General features: G+C 38.6%; 23 protein-coding genes, 2 pseudogenes and 1 riboswitch. Of the genes and pseudogenes, 21 read left to right on the top strand and 4 right to left on the bottom strand.

The features are described 5' to 3' along the window. The 3 genes from BLL40_RS15200 to BLL40_RS15185 all read left to right on the top strand — a co-directional run. The coding region (locus BLL40_RS15200) for an RHS repeat domain-containing protein (RefSeq protein WP_143180131.1) at window positions 1–2,421 on the top strand (2,421 nt) is incomplete at its 5' end. 461 nt (window positions 2,422–2,882) lie between these two features. Then, the gene (locus tag BLL40_RS15190) at window positions 2,883–3,563 is read left to right on the top strand and encodes a hypothetical protein (protein ID WP_073712712.1); all 681 of its coding nucleotides are present in this window, start codon (window positions 2,883–2,885) and stop codon (window positions 3,561–3,563) included. 212 nt (window positions 3,564–3,775) lie between these two features. Continuing rightward, window positions 3,776–4,441, top strand: coding sequence for a hypothetical protein (locus BLL40_RS15185; RefSeq protein WP_073712711.1), 666 nt, complete (start codon window positions 3,776–3,778; stop codon window positions 4,439–4,441). 433 nt (window positions 4,442–4,874) lie between these two features. Here BLL40_RS15185 and BLL40_RS15180 read toward each other — a convergent pair. Then, a pseudogene (locus BLL40_RS15180) lies at window positions 4,875–5,370 on the bottom strand (IS6 family transposase); the annotation flags it as partial. A gap of 528 nt (window positions 5,371–5,898) precedes the next feature. Here BLL40_RS15180 and BLL40_RS15175 point away from each other — a divergent pair. The 10 genes and pseudogenes from BLL40_RS15175 (at window position 5,899) to BLL40_RS15135 (ending at window position 12,776) form a co-directional block, all read left to right on the top strand. Then, window positions 5,899–6,210 carry a hypothetical protein gene (locus tag BLL40_RS15175; RefSeq protein ID WP_073712710.1) on the top strand — a complete coding sequence of 104 codons (312 nt, stop codon included), beginning with the start codon at window positions 5,899–5,901 and terminating at the stop codon, window positions 6,208–6,210. 291 nt (window positions 6,211–6,501) lie between these two features. Then, a pseudogene (locus tag BLL40_RS15170) lies at window positions 6,502–6,994 on the top strand (DUF2716 domain-containing protein). A gap of 273 nt (window positions 6,995–7,267) precedes the next feature. After that, complete coding sequence (locus BLL40_RS15165; protein WP_073712709.1) at window positions 7,268–7,567, top strand: hypothetical protein; 300 nt, start codon at window positions 7,268–7,270, stop codon at window positions 7,565–7,567. A 52-nt stretch (window positions 7,568–7,619) separates the two neighbouring features. Then, entirely contained in the window at window positions 7,620–7,904 is a 285-nt protein-coding gene (locus BLL40_RS15160; RefSeq protein ID WP_073712708.1) for an ArpU family phage packaging/lysis transcriptional regulator, read from the top strand. 92 nt (window positions 7,905–7,996) lie between these two features. Beyond that, on the top strand, window positions 7,997–9,205 hold the full coding sequence (locus BLL40_RS15155) for a hypothetical protein (protein WP_173799934.1): 1,209 nt from the start codon (window positions 7,997–7,999) through the stop codon (window positions 9,203–9,205). Window positions 9,206–9,306: 101 nt separating this feature from the next. Continuing rightward, window positions 9,307–10,524 carry an SIR2 family protein gene (locus tag BLL40_RS15150; RefSeq protein WP_073712706.1) on the top strand — a complete coding sequence of 406 codons (1,218 nt, stop codon included), beginning with the start codon at window positions 9,307–9,309 and terminating at the stop codon, window positions 10,522–10,524. Between the two features lie 30 nt (window positions 10,525–10,554). Further along, the gene (locus tag BLL40_RS18080; protein WP_281247277.1) at window positions 10,555–10,680 is read left to right on the top strand and encodes a hypothetical protein; all 126 of its coding nucleotides are present in this window, start codon (window positions 10,555–10,557) and stop codon (window positions 10,678–10,680) included. Window positions 10,681–11,456: 776 nt separating this feature from the next. Then, window positions 11,457–11,864, top strand: a complete 408-nt coding sequence (locus BLL40_RS15145) for a hypothetical protein (protein ID WP_073712705.1) — start codon at window positions 11,457–11,459, stop codon at window positions 11,862–11,864. A 164-nt stretch (window positions 11,865–12,028) separates the two neighbouring features. Then, window positions 12,029–12,421, top strand: coding sequence for a TIGR02328 family protein (locus BLL40_RS15140; protein WP_073712704.1), 393 nt, complete (start codon window positions 12,029–12,031; stop codon window positions 12,419–12,421). Window positions 12,422–12,476: 55 nt separating this feature from the next. Then, a complete protein-coding gene (locus BLL40_RS15135) occupies window positions 12,477–12,776 on the top strand; it encodes an N-acetylmuramoyl-L-alanine amidase (protein WP_073712703.1) in 300 nt (99 codons plus the stop codon). 157 nt (window positions 12,777–12,933) lie between these two features. On the opposite strand, the gene BLL40_RS15130 is transcribed toward BLL40_RS15135, so the two are convergent. The 3 genes from BLL40_RS15130 to BLL40_RS15120 form a co-directional block, all read right to left on the bottom strand. Next, a complete protein-coding gene (locus BLL40_RS15130) occupies window positions 12,934–13,161 on the bottom strand; it encodes a hypothetical protein (RefSeq protein WP_073712702.1) in 228 nt (75 codons plus the stop codon). An 85-nt stretch (window positions 13,162–13,246) separates the two neighbouring features. Beyond that, window positions 13,247–13,480, bottom strand: a complete 234-nt coding sequence (locus BLL40_RS15125) for a hypothetical protein (protein ID WP_073712701.1) — start codon at window positions 13,478–13,480, stop codon at window positions 13,247–13,249. 88 nt (window positions 13,481–13,568) lie between these two features. Then, a complete protein-coding gene (locus tag BLL40_RS15120; RefSeq protein WP_073712700.1) occupies window positions 13,569–13,802 on the bottom strand; it encodes a hypothetical protein in 234 nt (77 codons plus the stop codon). Between the two features lie 204 nt (window positions 13,803–14,006). Here BLL40_RS15120 and BLL40_RS15115 point away from each other — a divergent pair, with 204 nt between their 5' ends. The 8 genes from BLL40_RS15115 (at window position 14,007) to BLL40_RS15085 (ending at window position 21,749) form a co-directional block, all read left to right on the top strand. Next, window positions 14,007–14,231 (top strand): hypothetical protein, encoded by a 225-nt coding sequence (locus BLL40_RS15115; protein ID WP_073712699.1) that lies wholly within the window; start codon window positions 14,007–14,009, stop codon window positions 14,229–14,231. After that, window positions 14,224–14,493, top strand: a complete 270-nt coding sequence (locus tag BLL40_RS15110; protein WP_073712698.1) for a hypothetical protein — start codon at window positions 14,224–14,226, stop codon at window positions 14,491–14,493. The genes BLL40_RS15115 and BLL40_RS15110 overlap by 8 nt, the downstream gene beginning before the upstream one ends. 279 nt (window positions 14,494–14,772) lie before the next feature. After that, window positions 14,773–14,857, top strand: a riboswitch (cyclic di-GMP riboswitch). A 398-nt stretch (window positions 14,858–15,255) separates the two neighbouring features. Then, window positions 15,256–15,438 carry a hypothetical protein gene (locus BLL40_RS18255; RefSeq protein ID WP_143180129.1) on the top strand — a complete coding sequence of 61 codons (183 nt, stop codon included), beginning with the start codon at window positions 15,256–15,258 and terminating at the stop codon, window positions 15,436–15,438. A gap of 125 nt (window positions 15,439–15,563) precedes the next feature. Continuing rightward, the gene (locus tag BLL40_RS17455; protein WP_159434231.1) at window positions 15,564–15,740 is read left to right on the top strand and encodes a hypothetical protein; all 177 of its coding nucleotides are present in this window, start codon (window positions 15,564–15,566) and stop codon (window positions 15,738–15,740) included. 50 nt (window positions 15,741–15,790) lie between these two features. Beyond that, on the top strand, window positions 15,791–16,888 hold the full coding sequence (locus tag BLL40_RS15100) for a response regulator (RefSeq protein ID WP_073712696.1): 1,098 nt from the start codon (window positions 15,791–15,793) through the stop codon (window positions 16,886–16,888). Between the two features lie 5 nt (window positions 16,889–16,893). Further along, window positions 16,894–19,905, top strand: a complete 3,012-nt coding sequence (locus BLL40_RS15095) for a hybrid sensor histidine kinase/response regulator (RefSeq protein ID WP_073712695.1) — start codon at window positions 16,894–16,896, stop codon at window positions 19,903–19,905. Window positions 19,906–20,378: 473 nt separating this feature from the next. Further along, window positions 20,379–20,951 carry a GGDEF domain-containing protein gene (locus BLL40_RS15090; RefSeq protein ID WP_073712694.1) on the top strand — a complete coding sequence of 191 codons (573 nt, stop codon included), beginning with the start codon at window positions 20,379–20,381 and terminating at the stop codon, window positions 20,949–20,951. Window positions 20,952–21,035: 84 nt separating this feature from the next. Further along, window positions 21,036–21,749 carry a hypothetical protein gene (locus BLL40_RS15085; protein ID WP_073712693.1) on the top strand — a complete coding sequence of 238 codons (714 nt, stop codon included), beginning with the start codon at window positions 21,036–21,038 and terminating at the stop codon, window positions 21,747–21,749. Window positions 21,750–21,754 lie beyond the last annotated feature (5 nt).

Genomic DNA, 21,754 nt, shown 5'->3' with positions numbered 1-21,754 from the left:
GACCCACTCGGCTATAAAGTTTCTTACACGTATAATAACTTTAGTCAGCCGCTAACCGTGACCGATGTGGATGGCACAATGACATACCAATACAATGCGTATGGAGATGTGATTAAGGAAATTAATCCGCTCCAGGAAGAAACCACATATACGTACTATGAACCATATGGCAATTTAAAAACGATGACCCCACCAGGCGGAGTGGCAGAAACATATGAATATGATACCATGCAAAACTACGCCAACAAGTTTTCTGACGCGCTTGGACGGAAAACATCGATCATCAATGATAAATATGGAAACGCAAAAGAAGTGACCGATCCAAAAGGAAATAAAGTTACGTTCGATTACGACGAGCAGGAGCAGCTGAAATCGGCGAAAGATGAAAAAGGTGCTGAAACGAAGTATACGTATGACAACAATGGAAATTTAAAGACGATGACCAATCCGCGCGGCTATACGACAACACTGGACTATAACAACCAAAACCAGTTCATGTCACGGAAAGAGCCGCTTGGACAGACGACTATCTATGGGTACGATGCACTCGGCAATATGACAACCGAGACAAAGCCGGATGGCACGATTGTCAAAACCGACTATGATGCCAACAGCCAACCGACGGATATCCGTATCAATGGGTATTTAAAATGGCATTACGAATATGATAAAAATGGAAATACTACCGTAGTCAAAAACGGAGAAGACCAGACGATTACGAACCTTACGTATGACAAGGCCGATAAGCTGAAAACCGTCACAAAAGGGCAGCAGGCCATTGAATATGGCTATTCAGTCACTGAAACACTAACAGATATTAAGGGGATGTCGGGAGCTGCTTTCTTTACCCAGCGGCTTGCATTTGATACAGTGGACCAGCTGAAAAATGTGTACCGGAATGGTGCCGTTCAAGGAGCCTATGATTATTATCCAACCGGGGAGCCAAAACAGCGAAGATATGTAAACGGAATCTGGACCGATTATACGTATGATAATGCCCAGCAAATGAAAACGCTGAAAGTCACCAAAGGAACAACCGTTCTTTTAGACGAAACACTGGATTACGACTTGAACGGAAATATAAGCGCTGTTACTTCACCTTCCGGCAACAAGGCGTTTACGTATGACAAAACTAACCAGCTGGAATCCCAGTCCATTGCTTCTGCCCAGCTGTCTGAATCGTATATTTATGACGCCGTCGGCAACCGGGAAAGCAAAACGACTGTCAAAAATGGGGTCACTACGACCACGGCTTATACCTATGATGCCAACAATCAGTTAAAAACGGTGGGTGGTGGACAGGCCTATACGTATGACAGCAATGGCAACCGGACCAAGGACAGCCAGTACACATATGTGTATAATAAATTTGACCAGCTCACGGATATTAAAACAAATGCTGGCGCGACTGTTGCCACGTTCAAATACGATGATGAAGGGCGCCGAATCAGCAAGACCGCTGGCGGACAGACGACAAACTACCATTATGGCCAGGGTATCAATGTCCTGTTTGAAACAGACACAGCCGGCAATATTACAGCCGAGTATCTGTATGATCCGGATGGCTTCCCGCTGGTCATGACAAAAGGTGGTCAGAACTACTACTACACGTACAACACGCTAAAAGAAATTACCGGCTTAACGAATGCATCGGGTACTGTCGTTGCGTCCTATACGTACGATGCATGGGGGAATATCCTGTCGCAGAGTGGCACGATGGCAGCTGAGAACAAGATCCGCTATAAGGGCTATCGGTATGATGACGAGACAAAGCTGTACTACTTGATTGCGCGTTATTACCAGCCAGCAGAAGGCGTCTTCCTTTCTCCTGATCCTGAAGGCGGCGACACCGACGATCCAAAAACACAGAACGGATATGCTTACGCCAGCAGCAACCCGGTCATGATGAGTGATCCAGACGGCGATTATGCATGGGCAGTCATCAATGCCGGATTTGCGGTGTATGATGGCTACAAGGCATACAAGTCAGGAAAGAAAGCCGGTAAAAAGGGATGGGCATTGGCAGGATCCGTCGCATGGGCATCTGGCAGCAGCTTTGTAAAAGTCGGGCATTTAAAGAAAGCTGGAAAAGCCCTAGGTGCAGCCAAAGGCAGCTTTGCATATGTAAATAAGCGAAAAAAGAGTGGAACAGTCGGGCATCATATGCCTCAAAATGCTTACAATAAAACAATAGGTGTTTCAAGAGGAAAAGGTCCAGCAGTTTTGATGTCACACTCTGATCACAAAAAAACAAGAACTTTTGCTGGTCGTGGTAAAGCAACGATGAAATCGGATAGAGGTTTATCAGCACGTCAAAGGTTGGCAAAAGACATATGGGATGTGAAAAAAATTAGTGGGCGAAAATATAATAGAGGCTTGAAAAAAGCGGCTAGGTACGGAAAAGCCCTCTATAGAAATTAAAAGGTAGAAGAAATAAAAGCAGATGTAGCTTTGAAATAAAGTTTAATCGAAATAATGCTATTAACTTTGATAAATGAGTAAAGAAAGAGAGTTTGTTTTGAAGAAAGATTAATCAAAACAAACTCTTCAGATAATAAATTGTATGATCTTTCATGAAAAAGTTTGATTGTATTGTACTCCTTATCCAACAAAAACATCCGTTAGCCATCCATGCACCGAAAAACAATGCATCATAGATTATGTATGGAAATCCGTTTTTACATGGGAATATAATAAAAACCGAAATACCTTCTTTATGGAGCTAAGGTATTTCGGTTCATCTTTTTTATAAATACGGTCACTTTATGTTAAAATCAGAGTAGAAGACCTTGATCTTCTACTTTTTTAAAGTAAACTCTCTATTAAAATTCGATCAAATCTAAAAGTATTAATTAATATCCTTTAAAGTAAGGAGATTTTATATGAGTATTGTATACTGTGTCCCTTTTTCCCATAAAAACATCGAATCATTAAATCAAGAACTTCAAAAAATTAAAGAAAGAGAAATAGTAGTTACTTCCGAAAGATTATTTGATACAAACACTGGTATATTTTATGATGTGGAGGTTGAAGAATTTAATCCTAATTTGCTAGAAGCGTTTTTATACTCTCGTGATGAAGAAGATGTTTCTTTTGGTCACGAAATAAATCAACATAAATTGATCATGTATTTGTTGGTTGAACCCGAAAACTTACTAGAATCAATTGATATTGTCCAATGTTTACTAAATGCTGGTGGAATTGGAGTGAAAAATGAAGTCACAGGTATTTCTTTTAAAAAAGAAGAGTGGGTCAACTTGGCTGGTGATAAGTCGCCAGAATTAGTATACGAATATTTTGTAAATATTGTATTTGATCAAAAGTCTATTTATTCAGTAGGAATGAATAGTTTTCAATTGCCAGATTCTTATATGCATACTTCTAAACCAACTGATGAAGAGATTTATGTTATCAATGAATATAATTTTCATCGATTAATTAACATACCTTTTAATACAGTAGATTATAGCTTAGTTGCTGAATGGAAAAAAGATCATCGATTCTCTGAAAAAGATATTTGCTATAATTATAATGGAATTACTCTTTTAAAGCCGAATCTATAATAGCTATTATTATATTCGCTGCAAAAAAAGTATCAATTGGTTCATTGAAGAATTAGGATTAGAGATATGAATAAGAGGAATCTAAAGGAATATAAACCAGTATTAGAACCTTTCCTGGGAGAATTGAAGAGACCGATATAAGCGTGATCTACCGATGGCATAATTAAATGCAGTAAACAATTAGAAAAAAGATTATATTGAGGTGAAAAAATATGTGTAGTAGTCAAAAGTCAATAAATGGCTATAAGATTTTAGAGGGAAAAAGTGAATACAGTCATTTCTTTGGAGGAAAAGCCTTCAAAACTCCTCTGTGTCCTAATTGTAAAAAGCCAATGCAACTCATCATGAGGTTTGATACATCAGATCCTGCTCTCCAATCGGTTCACTCTATTTTGAGCTCATTGCCTCTAGTTAGCTGTCTAAACTGCTCTGGATGTTGGGAAACACAGTTCTTCAAAATGGAGCAGGAACAAGTTCATCTTCTTTCACAAAATGAGGAGGAATGTTGGATAGCTGACGAAGAAGACCAACTACCGTCTCCTCTTCCAGAAGTTCCGCTACAGCTTGTCCCATTACTTGAAGAAGAAATTATGAAGGATGACTTATCTGATGAAGAGATAGACTTCATTTTCGATCAATTTGGCACAAACTATATTGGACGGCTCTTCGGCGGGCTGATGGAGAGTGAGGAAGATACGAGGGAATACGAGTGCTGCTATTGTGGCAATCCAATGATGCACCTAGCTTCCATAACGGAAGATATGTCGGAAAACAGTGACTTGATAAATGCTATTTCTTTTCAATTTGGAGAAATAATATTGAGTTTCTTTTTATGTACAGAATGCAACGTTATGCGAACAGAAAACTTAAATTCCTAAATAGAGATGAAAATAACAGTGAAATTTTAACTTTCACAAGATGAATCAGTGTTCAATTGTTTTTTGTAGCTTCGTAGATATACAATGTATGAGGAATATTCTTTCCAAAAGCATTAGAAGAGTCGCCCGTATGATGATAAAATAAAGCTAAAATACTTGTTTCTCGTCTGCAAAAATCAAAATATTTTACAATATTTTTGGAATACTCTGCATCTCATTGATAAACAATTTGACGAAAGTAAATGAGTGTAGTTTTTTAAAACGATTTACTATAGATTAAATTTTTTACTGTGACGCTACAGAATAGCTCATGATAAAAGTGAACGGTTCTGGTGCAAATAATTGGAGAAATATAAAGAGGCGAAAAGTTTCTTAAGAGAATCTGGCTTTAAGCAGCAATTCCAAATAGTTGATAGATGAACTTCACTTGATTTTAGACATACTTATCCGGTAAAATAAGTTGCCCTTTTTTTACCGTATGCATCGCTTCTATTCCAGAAATAATGGACGTTGCTGTGCAAAATGATTTCAATCTTAACGTCGATCGAACTTGCTTTTTAATAAACTGATAATCTTGTACCACTATGTTATTGAGATATTTCACTTGCCTTATTTGGATGCCTAATGGCATCTTTTTTTCTTTTCTTAATTCTTCAACTGCTATAGGGTATGCCGGATTCTTATCGACTGTCACGACACGAGGCTTAGAATGATGAAAAGGCTGCAAAGCTTTCTTGAAGAACCGCTTTGCAGCTTTGTGATTTCTTGTTTTGCTTAGGTGAAAACCAATGGTATTTCTTTTTGAATCGACAGCGCGATATAGGTACATTCGTTGACTTTTTACTTTGATATATGTTTCATCGACTCTCCAAGAGTCATTGGTTTTGCTTGAGATGACGACGGATTCGTATGTCTAATTCAGGACCATACTATGGAATGAATTTTGAGAACCATTTAAAGATTTGTATCTGGAAGTAATGAACAGAGTTTAAACGCTAAAACCTGCACATTTTGCACACACTAAAAAAGGGGAAATTATTAAAATTATATAAATTATGGATAATAAAGGTTAAAATGGTGAAAACTTAAATGCTACAAATGTTAGTAAAGGCTAAGTTTTTCTTATGCTACAAAACTAGATAAAATTCAAAACAACTCAAACTTAATTCAAACTCAATTATTGCTGTAACGTTAAAACTTAGCGTTACAAACCGCTTAGCAATGAGGGATGGAGGGTTGTTGAAACGTTACAAAGCGCTCCTTTTGAATGGAATACTCCGAATGATGTACAACAAAAAGGATGCAAAAAGTACAACAAAAGGTTGCATAGGGTTGCAACCATTCAAACCGCATTGTATAAGGGTTTCTGGTAGGCTTTTTCGCAGTACTCTTACGGAGTACTTGCTAAGAAATGCTAAGATTTTTTCCGAAACGAACACGGTAAAGGGGTGCAACGGATGCAACGTGATCCAAAGACCGGCCGCTTCTTGCCAGGTAATCAAGTAGCAGCAGGGAATCGGGGCAATCAAAAGCCGAAATGGGGCAATAAGAACGCTGTGAAGCATGGATTCTACCAGACTTTTATTGTGCCTAAAATGCAGTCAGACGGCAGCCTACATCTTTACAAAAAGGGAGTGGATATTGTGGCCATACAGCCGGAAGGATACAGGTTAGAGGAGGACGGCAGTATCAGTATCCGTGATGATGTAGCGGCCGTGCTTGATGAAATGGGCTTTGTACTGGAGCGAAGAACCTGCAAAAACTTGTAATGAAGAACACGTGTAGAAGCGGGAAAGGTTGCAACTATTATTGTTATAGTCCGTAAGAAAACGTAAGGTTTTGTGGAATGTTTCAAAAGGGCCCTTTTTTCATCTAAAGGCAGCGTTTAAGTTGCAGATAAGTTGAAAAATAGGTGTTTTTTAGTTAAAGAATGGCCAGAAACATTGATATAACAGCTTTTTATACACTTATGTTAGGTTCATGTTAAATTGTGTAAGATTGAATTATATAGGAAAGGTGATTGTAAAGTTATTATAAACATCGTTAAGGTGGTCATTTAAATGAAAAATTGGATTGAACTAACCAATGCAGAGTATGAGAAAGTATGGGGAAAAATATATGACGAATTGAAGTTTGAACCTAGTATTTCAGATTTCCCATCCATTAAAGTACCAACTCCTTTTATTACTTATGATATCTCATCATATTTTGGTGAATATGAAGACTTGAATGCGCATGATGACCTAGAGGAAAAAGCATTGCTTGTTTTTCAAGAAAATATCTCAATGGATGAATATATTTACGCATTAGATTGGCAGCATGAATGTTATTGGCTAAATCCCCACTTAGAATTTCCAAAAAAACGAATTCGATGAATGGACAGTACCGATTTTTCCAAATGGCGATTATTATTTCTTTATTCATAAGGATTTTGAATGGGGGTATTTAGGACACCCTTGGGAGAGAACCATAACTATTTTTGGAAAAAAACTAATAGATGGTTTTGAAAAACATAAACCTAGAATGTTTCAAATTAGATTACGTCAAGGATAATTTTAGAGCTCTTTTAACTAATGAAGAAGATCGACATTGATTATGAGCGAATGTGGGTAACAGCCAGCTTGTTAGATCACAGGAGCCGACTGTTTTACTCATTAGCGGTGGGAAAGTGCGCTGCATTGAGATGGCAACGTTGGGTCAGTTTACCGCTAAAACGCAAGATAATAAAATAGTCTTTTGGGGAAACGGTGAGAGAGGGAGATTGTAGCCGCTCACTTTTTGTATATATCGGACATTTCGAACACCTTAAAAAAGGAGTGACTGCCAATGTACCATGACTTGTTTACGGATGAATTAGAACGGCTTAAACAGAGTAAACAGGCTACTCAGTGGATTTTAAAAGCTGGGGGAGTATCAATACATCTTGAAGCAACAATAAAGGATGTAGGTGGACTGCTGCGTCGCAATGTACGCTTCTCAAAAATTAAAAGTGTGAACGTCTGGATTGATGATGATTGTGAAATGACTCCGGAAAACGACAAGATTATGGCGATCTTCGATGGTACTGGTGAAAAAATTGCGCGGTTTGGCGAAAAGCCGGTTCCAAAAGTGAATGTGCAACCGTGAACGCCTTTTATCCCTGCTGGAATGCCAGTGCTTTTACAGAAAAGCCCGTGATATGCGCACGGACTCATTTCTAGAAAAGGAATATGAATGGCTTCATCAGGCGTTGAATCAACTGATGGACGATGAAAAATCAATTATTGAGCGATGTTACTTAGCTGATGACGTTTACGATTATATGCTCTGGCCAGAATTGAAATTGAGTGAAAGAACATATCACCGAAAAAAGCAAAAGGCGCTTTGCAGATTGGTGAGTATGATGCAAAACGAGCAGATCATGACTATTGAAAACGCTGGTAGCATCGTTGCACGGTTTGGCGGAAAACTTGTCAAAACTTGATATTTGCGTGTAGGAAGGGGCGGATCAGCCGCTTCTTTTTTTGTGAATAATTTGACACTAAAACTAGTGAATTGATACTAAAGTTGGATATAATGGAAACATTGAACATTTGTATGGTGACGATTCATGACAGGAAAGCCAAATTGAGAGAGTTGCCGCTGCATGATGAATATAAGATCATCACGCACCAGGGGCAAGGTGAAGCGGACGAGACAGGAAGAGGAGGAGGAGTTTTGAATTATTTTCTACCGAATGTTAGTTTAATTATTGATCACCCTAATTGTGATTTACCATGGATACACAACTCGGAGATATTTTCTATAGAGGGTAAATGGGAAGTAAATGAATACAGTGACACTTATTCTCCAAGAACAAGAAGGTTATTTTTTTTAAAACACCCACAAGTTAATTCCTTAACAAGACTGTTAGGAGAACAGGGAACTTATTCGCTTCATAGGGTTATCCTATCCTTTTTTGATGCAAGTGTTAAGCTAAACGATTTTATTGATGCATATTATGAAAACATTAAGCAAAACAAATTGACTTTAGCAGAATTAGAAAGTCAAGCTAAACAGTATAGTATTAATAAATTTAATTATAATTCGATTGAAGTGCCTACATTTCTATGTGAGTATGACAGTAAGCTGTTTAGAGTTAAGGAACACTACAAAGCTTATCCAAATGAGCTATTAGAATCTTTATTCTCGATGAATGTAAACAATATTTTAATTAACCATGGTGTGACACCTTATAAAAATTTAAGTGAGGGTGCTTTTTTTAACACTAAGGAACATGACAAAACTATTACAAAGATGCTTACTCACAGAGAAATAGGTATGGTGATGCATACTTGGAGAAAATTAAATAATTACAGTAGCATCGATTTCATAGCAAACGTCAGTAAGATATTAGAATTCATTAGAGCAGATCTAATTAAGAACGAAGATAAGTTTGGTAATTCAGAAGATCACTTTATTAAATTGGAAAAGTTAATTAAATTGGTTTCTGATAAAGAACGAAGGCTCTTCTTCGGGATGTTTAACGATGCTGAACGTTTAGGGTTTATTTCTAGACATGGAACTTCAGTAGACAAAAAGAAGTTACAAGAAGAAATGCATTTAATTGATTACATTTCTATAAGCGACAAGGAACCTAACACTGTGGCAGAAATTAGAGAGAGTATGATGAAGGACCATATTATTCCTAACGCTAGTGAATTAGCCTATGTGTATGATTTTTGGCACTATACCACCTCTTTAATTGTAACTCTTTGGTTCGTTAGTAGAAGAACAATGTTGTAAAGGTTCTCTCAGCCCTCTGAAGGACACTGAACAGACGCGGAAGTCGGTGTTCTCCTTGTAAAGGTTAAAAAGTAAACATTGTAAAGGGGATAGGGTTAAGAATGAAAAAGGAAAATAGAGTCACATGTTTATTGGGAGCCGGTGCTGCTATAGACATAAATGGTCCAACTACATATGCAATAACTGAAAAGGTAAAGAAGCACGATGATTTTTTAAAAGGGGTTTGTGATACTTTAGAACAGTATTATGGTCAGGAAGGATACAATTTTGAAGATGTATTTCATGCAATAGAAACGCTTGCTTCATATACTAGTAGAGAAGATAAAACTTTAAAAAGATTTAAGCCTGCTTTAGGTGCATTCATCGACCCAAAAGAACCAATGTTTTTTGACAGATTTAATTTGACTCAAGCGCGTACAACTATTCTTAAAATATTAGCTGAAGAGATATCAAAATATGATACTTTGGAAAATGTATCAGAAAATAAATGGTACAGCGAATTTTGGAGAAAGTTAAATAAAAATTCTCCATTAGACGTGGGGACTTTGAATTACGATAATACAATACAAAAAATTTTAAAAGAAAATGTAACTGATGGTTTCGAAAAGGTCGACGGTGAGTTATACGACAGGTTTAATCCAACTACCATTATAGGCACGGACAAAACGAGAATTATGAATCTTCATGGCTCAATTTATTACGGGAAGGCTAGAGGTAAAGATCCAAATAGACATATTCTAGAAGACAATCCGCATGATTTATATCAGTACAAGGACCATGATACAGCCTTTAAAACGTGGTTTGGATCCTCTTCTTATACAAATCAAGCTGGGGAAAAAGCTGAAATAAGTCCTATTATTACTGGACTTCGCAAATTAGACAAACTCTCAGTACATCCCTTGAGTGTCTATAACAGCCTTTTTACTGATTCAATCTCTTCCAATTCTTCTCTGTTAGTTTGTGGATATTCATTTGGTGATCTTCATATTAATAGTGTATTAGAGCGAATGGCGTCTATCCATGGCAATAAAAGAAGAATTGTTCTTATAGTTTACTTGAGTGATTATTGGAAAGAAAATTGGAGTTCAGACCTATCTGTTATGAAGTGTTTCAGCCTAAATATCAGACGTTTTTTGGCTAAGACATTTCAAGAAACTAGGCCTCTTGCTAGTAATTTTTTCTTTGAGAATCCTATAATTTCACAAGATGGGCTTGTAAGAGTTTATTTTGATGGTTTTAAAAAAACAGTTGAGGATTACGGGAAAGAAATTATTGAATTCCTAACTGCTGAAGTAGATAACAAAAAAATAGACCTCTAATAAATCAAGAAAGCATGAAAGCATGAAAACATGAAAACATGGAGCGCTATTGGAAAGACCTTTGTAGCCCTTGGAACCGCAACAGTAGTAGCTTCTTCATGGAAAGCATTAGCAAGACAAAAAATAAAAGAAACTAACAAAAAACACCATAAATAATTTTATACAAGTACTCTCAGCCATCTAAAGGACACTGAACAGACATGGATTTCGTGTTTTGTTAGGTGTCCTTTTTTATTGCATTATGGCTCCCATAAACGTTATAAGGAGAAGCGACAGAGCCAACAAAGCATGAAAAGGATTTTTTATTCATCTAAAGGCAAGAGAGCTGATTAAGTGTAACGTTAAAACTATCCGTTATAGCTTGCCGGGTAAGTCTAAAGCTGGATGCCCGGAAATCAGAGAGTCCTCTTTGATTAGCTTGAAGTATAGTTATTACAGGCAACCACTCAAAAGTGAGTAAAAGCGGGTGGGATTTGGGTGGTAGAAGGGTGGCGAACTCAAACAATTTACCACCCGAAAGAGCCCATAGGAACGTATGAACGGATGTGTTCAAGCTTGGTATAACAATGTTTTCTGTCCAGATCAGATACGATCAGACGGCTTATGTCACATTGACAGGGTAGAGGTCGCTGGTTCGAACCCAGTAGGAATCATCAAGTGTTAAAACCCATCAAACCTTTACGGAACAAGGGTTTGAACGAGAAAGGCCACTTCTTCGGAGGAGGTCTTTTTTGTATCTATGAAGTGCACGGGGACGAAAACGTTAAACGGTATCTTTTTTGGATGAAAAAGATCATTTAATTAGTAGAGAAATATAACGAAGGAGGTACTCATTTTTAAAGGTGGGTGCTTTTTTTGTCGGTATTTGGTGAACGAATTATATGGTAATGGTTCTTTTTTATGGGAATATATACAATAGGGGGTGTTGAATTATGGAGAACCTGAATGAAAATTTAGGGGAAAGAATTAACGGCTTGTTGACAAGCCAAAGTATGAAAGACTTTGTTAGCATTGTTGAAAAATTCGCCTCTATCTTTGCAGAGTTTAACGGCGATTTCCCTAATAGCTTAGTACGTAGAATAAGTGTAAGTTCTGATAAGGAGGTACATTACTGGGCTCAATTTTTCGCATTAGGGTTAGTTGATGAGGGCGAAACAATCACTGTTAATTTTTGTAGTGAAGGAACGGGAAACGATGTAAACGAAAAAATCGGTGTAATAGGATTCGATGATGGATGTGCTTATATCACTTTTGAAGAGAATAAGCACAAAAAATTCTATCTAAACGATCAACATATCGAACGACTGTTTCAAACTGCCTATTCCAAGTTGATCAACTAATTAATGAAAGAGCATCCTACGGGTTGCTATTTTTTATGCCCAAAACAACTCAAATACGCAGATGGTAATGTGAAGTGCCCAGCTGAGGAAACAAAGTTGTAAAGAATACTTTATTCCTGTTTAATTAATAGGATAAAGTATCAGTTTTACTAAGGATGGTTATTATGAGACTCTGGCATGAAGAATTGATTAGTAAATTACCTAGACAACAATTATTGGGACAACATCGAGAGTGTGCAGCATTAAGGGGAAATGGATGGGGGAAGCCTCATGCAACTGTAGATTACGTTTTTAAATATAGCTATAAGCGGTTATTTCATTATCATTATCTTATCATGTTGGAAATGCAAAAAAGAGGATATAAAGTTTCAGAAGAATGGCTCAATCCAAACTATAGAGGTAAAAAGTGTGAAATGATGAGTGAAGATTTAAAATTTAATTTTGTATTGGCTGAGAAGAATAAAATAAACATCTATCCGGAACATGATGATAATTATTTACAAGAGTGCTTAGAAAATTTGAAGGAAAAGGGGATTATTATTAAAATCGATTTTTGAAGTGATAGATAAAGTCTAGGCATCTTAAACAGCTTATATCCAGATTCGAACGGCTTTGAAACAGTATGGCATCCGTAATCGAGGTATAAAACAGCAGAACTTAGCGGTGCTTCGTGAGTCCAATATGCCGGCCGTTTTAACGGAAAATGTATTCGTCAGCAATCCGGAAGAAGCAAAATTGTTAAAAGATCCAGCTGTGATCGATGGGCTGACAAAAGCACATGCGATTGGTATAGCAAAAGGTGCGAGGGTGAAATCTAAATCCGTGTCAGGCTCAAGTACAGTTGCAACAGGTTCGGGTCAAGTAAAAGAGGAGGAACCTCACAAAAGACGCAGCGCCGTCACCGCGATTTGAAGAAGCGCAGAAGTGGGCGAAAGAAAACGGCATTAGCGACGGGACATACCTACAATGCCCTGTCACGCGATAAGAAGTGTGGTCTATGCTATATATGATGAGTAAAGCAAAATAAATATGAGAGTGCCCCGGTTACGCGTTTGCGACCGGGGCTTTTTTATTTTACAATCATCATTGGCCAAATCTCAACCTCAATTCTCTGCCAATCCACAAAATTGATTTCATCTTCGTGATACCAATCGAAAAATCCTGGGTCCCAGCCATTACTATCATCGACAATGCTTTTTAAAATCAAATTGAAAAAAAGAGCTTCAGTCACTTCTTCACCTCTGCTATTCCAAAGCCGATATAAGCCCTGTTGCTTGTCTGCTTCGAGTATTTCCAATTGGATCAACTCCTTTCTAATATATAAAGAGAAGGCTGGACACATTGTAAAGATTAGATAAATAAAAAAGATCAGCCGTAGCCAGTCAATCTTGATCATTAATCACCATAGACAAAACTTGAATCTTCATTACCTTCCAGTTATCAAAATTAATTTCCTCTTCATGATACCAATCCAACACACTAGGATCCCAATCATTACCGTCGTCAACAATGCATTTTAAAATCTCACTAAAGACAAGGGGTTCAGTTACTTCTTTCTCTTGGACATTCCATAATCGAAATAAATCCTGATGCTTGACTGCTTCGAGTAATATCAACTTGATCAGCTCCTTCTCTTCTATTATATAAGGAAGAGATAAGGAGGTTTGTAAAGTTTAGGTAAAGAAAAAGACCGGCCGAAGCCGGTCATCCTTGATCATTTATCACGAAAGGTAAAAAATGAATCTTCATTTCCTGCCAATCTGCAAAGTTAATATCCTCTTGATGATACCACTCAAAAACGCCAGGATCCCAGTCCTTCTCCTCGTTACCAATACACCTTAGAAGCTCACTGAAAAAAAGAGCGTCGGTCACTTTTTTCTCTTGGACATTCCATAATCGAAATAAACCATGAAATTTAACTGCTTTGAGTAATTTCAAATGATCAGCTCCTTCTTTTCTATTTCTACTTAATATATAGAATGGAAAATAATTATATATGTCAGAGGATATAGTAGAAAAGAGATTGTTTGTAAATATTATGTAAAGATTAGATGAATAAAAAACGAAAATATGTTTTTTTAAAAGTTTGAGTGAGAAACATTTGTTCGTTATGATTGTAAAAAAAAGAAAGGAGCTGCTGAAATGAATGAATTATTACTTACGTCGAAAGAAGAAAAAATGCTGATAGAGATTATGTACATGGCGGCGGATAATACGATTACAAAAAGATGTATTATCGTCACAAGTATGCATGAAAATTATATTACGGCCAATTGCTTCCCTAGAAAGCAGAAGAGGACGTTTAAGCTCGAAAACATTTTAGCAGTTGCCAAGCCGAGAGAAAGGAAGGTGGCCAACTATGCTTAAAACGTTAACTGAAAGACGGCGGAAAATATTTGATTATATTTGTAATCAGATTGAACAAATGAATGAATTTACGACAGACTATGCTGTTTCTCATCCAGAAGAGGATATTGCAGAGTCTTGGACGTATTTTGTCTTTAGTAAAAAACCAACAGGAGACTGGATTGTTGATCAAAAAATTCTCTTTTTCTATGAATATCCTGAATTAATTCGTTTGCGCAGTGAGAATCTTTCAAATTTATTGCAAATGACAGAAGAGTTTTAGTGGCCGTGTTCGTTGGAAGGTGGCTTTTTTGGTTCTAGTGCAAATAATTGGAGAGGATAGTATATCCAAAATTTAGAGATTAATTGCAATTGTATTGAAGTTTTTGCATCAGAACCTGTTTCATATCATAGGCGGTCCGGTTTTCTTTATATTGATAGGCACATAGTCAATAGTTCTAAATATCTAATAATTCTGAGGGATTTATTGACTTTTAGATTTTTCTGACTATAATTAAGGTATGATTTTGCGGAAAGTATTTTTTATCAATTATATTATATGAAATGATTGTGGAGCGATGAACAGCCATCTGTATGTGGGCACTTTGGATGGCTAGGAGCGAGTAGTGCAACCGACCTTACTATTTTTTAGGGGTCGGTTTTTTTATTTATTTGAAAGTACGATCAAATTTAATAGTATAGATGATAAAAGATGAGGGGCAAATTTTTAATAGTGTTTAAATCATTAAGACTTGAAAAAAGGAACAAATAGATGAAATTTTGAAGGAGTTAGCTGATATTAAGTATGCTTTTGATCGATCATTAATTGTGGCTATAATCACGTTCAGAACCGAATGTTTATGTTTGGCAGAGAATACTTACGCTCAGAACAGGAAATTTAAAGACTTGCCTTCATCTGGTGAGTCTTTTTTCTTCAATCAGAAAAAATTAAGAGATTTATAAGAAGAAAGTTTTATTCTTTTCTCAATAGATTCATTGACTGAAGCAAGAAATAATTACAAGTCCTAAACGATTTTGCACAAAGATGATGACAGTCGGGTTTATAGAAATTGACGAGAGAGGCGATGAATTAATTGAAATGAAAAGGACGAATTTTCTGTTTTTGAGACAAAAGGAGCGGCAGCGTTCGGAGCAGGGAGAGATCGTTAAAAAATTGTTTGAAGACATTATGGCAGAAAAACTGCTCGGTGGGCTTATTTTTACATAGTAGAATAAGTAGTTTAAGCGATATAGACTACGACAACCCTGACCGTGGGCTGTTCTGGTTCAATGCCCAGATGAATGAGCAGCAATTCGGCCTGCTTGGTTTTGAACAGCTTAAGGTGAAAGCGAGTGAAGAGACAGAAGAGTGAGACAAGCCGCCGCAAGTATTCCGAAAATGAAAGGCGGACAAATCGTTATTCTCCTATACGTGGGGAAATGTGGGACACGCTTTTATATGAAGAAGGACGAATAAAATCATACGATTTCCTACGAGAAGCATTTCAACAAGCAGAGCTTAATAAGTAAATTGAATCTGCTTAAATAAAAGATATTCCTAATAGGAAGAAGGGGTATGGATGATTAAAACCGTCCTTGTCGATGATGAAGAAGTTGGAATGGAGGTGATCCGTTTTTTGCTTGCGGATGATCCGGACGTTCAAATTTGTGGTGCGTATACAAACCCATTTTCAGCGCTTGATCACCTTGAACAGCAAGAAGTGGACGCATTCTTTTTAGATATTGAGATGCCGGGCATGTCAGGCATCGATCTGGCTCGGCGCATAAAAGAACATAATCCATCTATTCACATCATTTTTATTACGGCTTACAGAACGTTTGCCCTTGAGGCGTTTGATCTTTATTCACTTGATTATATGCTAAAGCCCATTACGAAGCAGCGGCTGGATAAAGCGGTTTCCCGTTTGAAAGGTGTGATAGGAGACTGTCCGGCTGAAAAGAATGTGTTGATCCGTACGTTTGGCGATTTTCAGGTGACGGATTCTTCAAGCGGCCAGCCGTTTGTATGGAAAACAAACAAAGTAAAAGAGCTGTGTGCTTTTTTCATTCATCATGAAGGGGGGCTTTTGGAACGGGATTACATTGTTGAGGCGTTATGGCCCGATGTGAATGTGGATAAAGCGAAGATAAGCCTTTATACAGGCATTTCGTATTTACGCAAAGTGTTTAAAGAACACGGCGTTGAAGAGATCATTTTAAAAAATGGTTCTGCGTACTATATAGATATAGAGCGCCTTGATTGTGACTATATAGAATGGAATAAGATGATGTCAAATGGAACGCAAGAGCGGGCATATATGGAAAAGCGGTTGGATCTGTACACGGGCGATTATATGGAAATGACGGGGTTTCATTGGGCACAGGAGAAACGGGAATACATCCGTCGGCAAATGATGGAACTGCTTCAACAGCTGGAAGCAGAGTATGAATTAGCCGGAATGGAAAAAGCATGGATTCGCTCCCTTGAAAAACAGTTTGAGCAGTCTCCTTATTCGGATGACGTATGCCAGCGGCTGATGAATGCGTATGCGAAGACGGGGAACCGGACAGAAGCGGTCATTGTATATCACCGCTTTGCGAAATTGCTTGAAGAAGATATCGGTATCCAGCCGTCTGCAGCTACTTGCGCTTTATTGGCTTCGATTATGGAGCAATGAGTGTCATGAAAGAACCGAAATGGCTGATGGTGTTATGCTTGCTTTTATTTGGAGGAATCTCGATCGCTTATTCGTTTTTATTGGGTCAAAATGAGACAGAAAATCTGGCGGAACACGGTGTTCTCGATTTACGCGGTGAATTGTTTCAAGAGGAAGTAGCGATGCAACTTAATGGCGAATGGCTGTTTCAGAAAGGGGTGTTTGTAGATCCGATTGATGGGGATTGGTCAGAAAGCCTTTCGCAGCCTATTCCTCATAACTGGGCGAGAGATGAGCAGCTGGACAGTCCGTTTGGCTACGGTTCGTATCGGCTGATCATTCTGGCTGATCAGAAAGAAAATGTGATCGGCCTAAAGACGAACTCGATCCGGATGGCACATGGGCTTTTTTTTAATGGTGAGCTGATCGGATCGAGCGGTGTGCCGGGTAAAACGAAAGAGTCTACTAAACACGGCAATACACCGTATACCGTCTATGTCCCGCTTGAAAAAGGTGAGAACACAATTGTTTTGCACGTTGCGAATTATTATTATATGGCAGGCGGAGGACTGGCTAGTCCGATGTACATCGGCAGCCAGGAAGCGATATCGTCTCTCCGGGACCGTTCGCTCATGCATGACTGGGTGGTAGTGACAGCACTACTGGTCATGGGTCTCTATTTACTGGGTATGTACATGCAACGGAAAAACGATCGCTCGCTTTTGTTTTTCTCTTTGTTTTGTTTTGCCGAAATGGCATTTTCAGGTTTGCATGGCGAAAAGGTGCTTTATATGATATGGCCGGATTTGCCGTACAGCTTCGTGCTACGGATGCAGCTTCTCTCGCCGGTGTCTGGGATTGTGGTGCTGTATTTTTATTTATACTATGCGTTTCCAGCGATTCGCCCTAAAAGGATGCTTTATATTGGTGCCGGAATGGGAGCAGTGGGGGCTGTTTACTGCTTTCTTTCCCCGTCTGCTGTTCCGTATGGACTTATGATAATGACCCCGCTTTATTCTCTTTTATCGTACATTTATTTTATCTACATTTTAAATGCCGCTTTTTGGCGGCGGGAAGAAGGGGCGATGTACCTTCTCATTGGCCTGATTGTTTTCAATATATATAGTATTTCTCATACGGCAAATGTGCTAGGCTTGTCTGTTTTAGATTATTTTCCACTAGAAGTTATTTTATTCATATTAATGATGGCACTGCTTCTTTCTTTACGTTTTTCAAATGCGTTTAAAAAAGTGGACGCTTTGTCGCATGAGCTGCTGAAAATGGACAAGTATAAAGATGAGTTTTTGGCGAAAACGTCCCACGAGTTCAAAACGCCGGTGCACGGCATTATGAATATTGCCGAATCGATTGTAAAAGATGGGGAAAACAGTTTGTCGAAAGAACAGATTGAAAATATTACCCTCATTTCCGCTACGGCAAGAAGGCTGTCTGTTTTAGTAAATGACATGCTAGATTTGTCGAAGCTGAAGCGGGGCGAGCTTGACGTTCATATTCTCAAAGTCGACGTCCGTGGGTCGGTCGATTTAATTTTGGATATGTACACGTTTTTGATTGAAGAAAAGAAGCTCATTATTGTGAACGATGTGCCAGATAACCTTCCTCCTGTGCTGGCGGATGAAGTTCGCTTCCGGCAGATTATGATTAACTTGCTTGATAACGCGATGAAGCATACCATTCATGGCATGATCCGGATTACCGCTTTTGAAGAATCCGGAAGGCTGGCCATTTCAATTGAAGACACCGGCGAGGGGATCGGTGCTGAGCAGCTGAACACTATTTTTGAGCCGTACCGCCAATTTCACGAGGCGACATCATATAAAGGAGCGGGTCTTGGGCTTAGTATTGTCAGGCAGCTGCTGGAGGTGCAGGGTGGGTCAATTAAAGTCGCTTCCCAAAAAGGAGAAGGATCGACGTTCACGTTTTATCTTCCTGTTGATTCTTCAGCAGAAACAAAAGGGAAGCCGGCTAATGACCCGTCAGAGCGGTACATGATTCATGTGCCGTATGAATCATCGGGCCAAAGCGGTCCGTCCATTCTTGTTGTCGATGATCATGACGTAAATTTGAAAATTTTGATCGAACTGCTTGAAGGGGAAGGGTATACAGTAACTGCGGTGAAAAGTGGAGAAGAAGCGGTTCAGCTCATTTCCCGAAAGCAGGTTGATTTAATGATTGTTGATTTGATGATGCCCGACATGTCGGGATTTGGCGTATGCCGTCACATCCGCAAAAGGTACAGCGCCATTCAGCTGCCGATTTTAATTGTGACGGCCAGCCATCATAAAGAAGAAAAGATTACGGCGTTTCATGCGGGGGCCAATGATTTTCTGCCCAAGCCGTTTGATCTTTCCGAGATGAAAGTACGCGTTGCCAATTTAGTGGCGCTTAAACACGCGGCAGCTGAAAATGCGACGATGGAAGTCGCATTTTTACAGTCTCAAATAAAGCCGCACTTTTTATTTAATGTGTTGAATACGATTCATGCGTTAACATATATGGATGCAGAACAAGCCCGGCAAGTGATTGATGACCTTGCCTGTTACTTGCGCGGCAGTTTTGACTTTCATAATACCGAGCAGCTGGTTCCGATTGAGAAGGAGCTGGAGCTTATTCAGACGTATGTATCGATTGAACAGGCCCGTTTTCGAAACAAGGTCCGGGCTGTTTATGATATTCCAGATGAGTTGCCGCTTCGTCTACCGCCTCTTTTGCTGCAGCCACTCGTCGAAAATGCGATACGCCACGGCATCAGCAAGCGGATAGAAGGCGGAACAGTCCGCCTGTCGATCACGCCAGAACAAGACAAGTGGAAAATTGTCATTGAAGACGACGGGGTGGGAATTCCGCCGGAAGTCTTAGAAAATATTAGCAGTAGCACGATCGAAGGGAAAGGGATCGGATTGAAAAACATTAATCGCCGCCTCCAGTATATATCTTATGCAGCGTGGACTATTACGAGTGAACTAAATAAAGGGACGAAAATCGTCATTACCCTTCAGAAAGAAACAGGCTTGTAAAGAAAAAGAAAACCTAGTTTTTATTAAGTTATAGGAGATAGCGGAACGCAGACTAAGATCGTCACGTCCTGTGACAACGTCTGCATGATTCACATCGTGTGAACCTAACCCCACTGAATGAAGTATCACTTTATATAAAAATTGTTACAAACTGTATTTAAGGATTTTTTAAGACTTTTTTACTATACTCGAACCATGAATCAAGAGGGAAAAGGGCGCGCGAAGGAACTTGGAAAGTGACAGTTTTCATGGATGTGTATATGACCATGGAGCGGGAGAATCGAGCCCTTTAATACCCTAGCATATGAATATTAAGAAAAGGGGTATTAAACGAAATATTTTTAAGACCGGTAGCAGCGATTTCGCACCTGGATATTCTCCTTGATTTTCGTTAATAAGACTATTATAAGAGTTGTTTTTTGGGAAATGAGAAAAAATAAAATATGAAAAATAGATGGGAGAAGGAAAATCGTATGGCAGATTACAGCTTTTATTCATTTGAAACAACAGGAGCGCAAATAGAGGCAATGGGGAAATGGAAATATCTTGCCCTTCATCACGAATTGACGGATTTACCTAATCGGCGGATGCTTCACATGTCAATGGAATCGTATATGGCGCGAGCGCATCAGCAGCAAACAAAATTGGCTGTTGTACTTATTGATATTGACCAGTTTAAAAAAATCAACGATATGTTCGGGCATTATGTGGGAGACCAATTTTTAATAGAGATGTCTAATCGCCTAGCTGCGCTTTCGGAACATCATATTCAGGCATTTCACTTAAGCAGTGATGAATTTGTGCTGTTGATTGAATCGGCGGATCATCTGGAAGAGAGAATGGAGCGGGTGACAGCGATTTTCGATACACCGTTTCAGGTGAATCAGAACCGGATTCTTATCAGTGCAAGTATCGGCGTAAGCCTCTATCCGGATCAAAGCATCGATGCTGAGAAACTAATTTATTACGCGGATAAAGCCATGTATAGGGCAAAGTCTTCAGTTGAAAATCGATGCCGTGTATTTCAGCCCGGTCTAGATGAATAAAAGAAGAATGTGTTTACCTTTATGTGTATATCATTTTCAGCAGTAAGATTTTTCGTTTGTGTGTGTATAGAAAGGATCTTGTTTATGAATCTAAAAAAAACCGTGATGCTAACATTGCTTCTTTTATTCGTATTTATTTATTTATCTCCTCAATCCAATGAGGACGATATCGCGGGAGTGAATGAGGTAAAAGAGGAGGATTTTGAAGACGGGAATACAGAGGAAAATCTTTCTTTATCGCGCGATCTTGGCTATTATATGAATATGCTGCTGGATACCCATACATGGTTGCTTAAAAACAATGAAATAGAATTTGACCAGCAAGCAGATCGTTTAAAACGCTTTTTTATTGTGCAAAAGGGAGAAGACCTGTTTATTCGCTGGACGATAAAGGAAGAGACATCGGCCAATGGACTGGCGGACGATATCCGGGTTATTAAGGCACTTTATAAAGCGGCAGACCAATTCGACAGGACGGATTATAAAGAATTGGCCGATAAACTCGCTTCAACGATAAACAAAAAACAACAAATTCACGGTGTTTATACGGATTACATCGACTGGGCTTTTAATGAGCCAGCTAAACGTGTGACATTAAGCGAACTGATACCTGACTTGTTTACACTGTTGAATCAGACAGGTCAAACAGAAGAAGTGCTGATGAATGCAAAAGAATATGGCGTTTTTTTTCCGGAATATTATGATATAGAAAGTCAACAATATAAATGGGCATACGATATTTATATGAAGGAAAAGCTTCAAATCGCCATCAACCGTCAGCAGATTGGGAAGCCGTGACTCGG

It is taken from the genome of Domibacillus mangrovi, assembly GCF_001906925.1.
In the GTDB taxonomy this organism is placed as follows: domain Bacteria; phylum Bacillota; class Bacilli; order Bacillales; family Domibacillaceae; genus Domibacillus; species Domibacillus mangrovi.
This window is presented reverse-complemented; position numbering and strand designations above follow the sequence as displayed.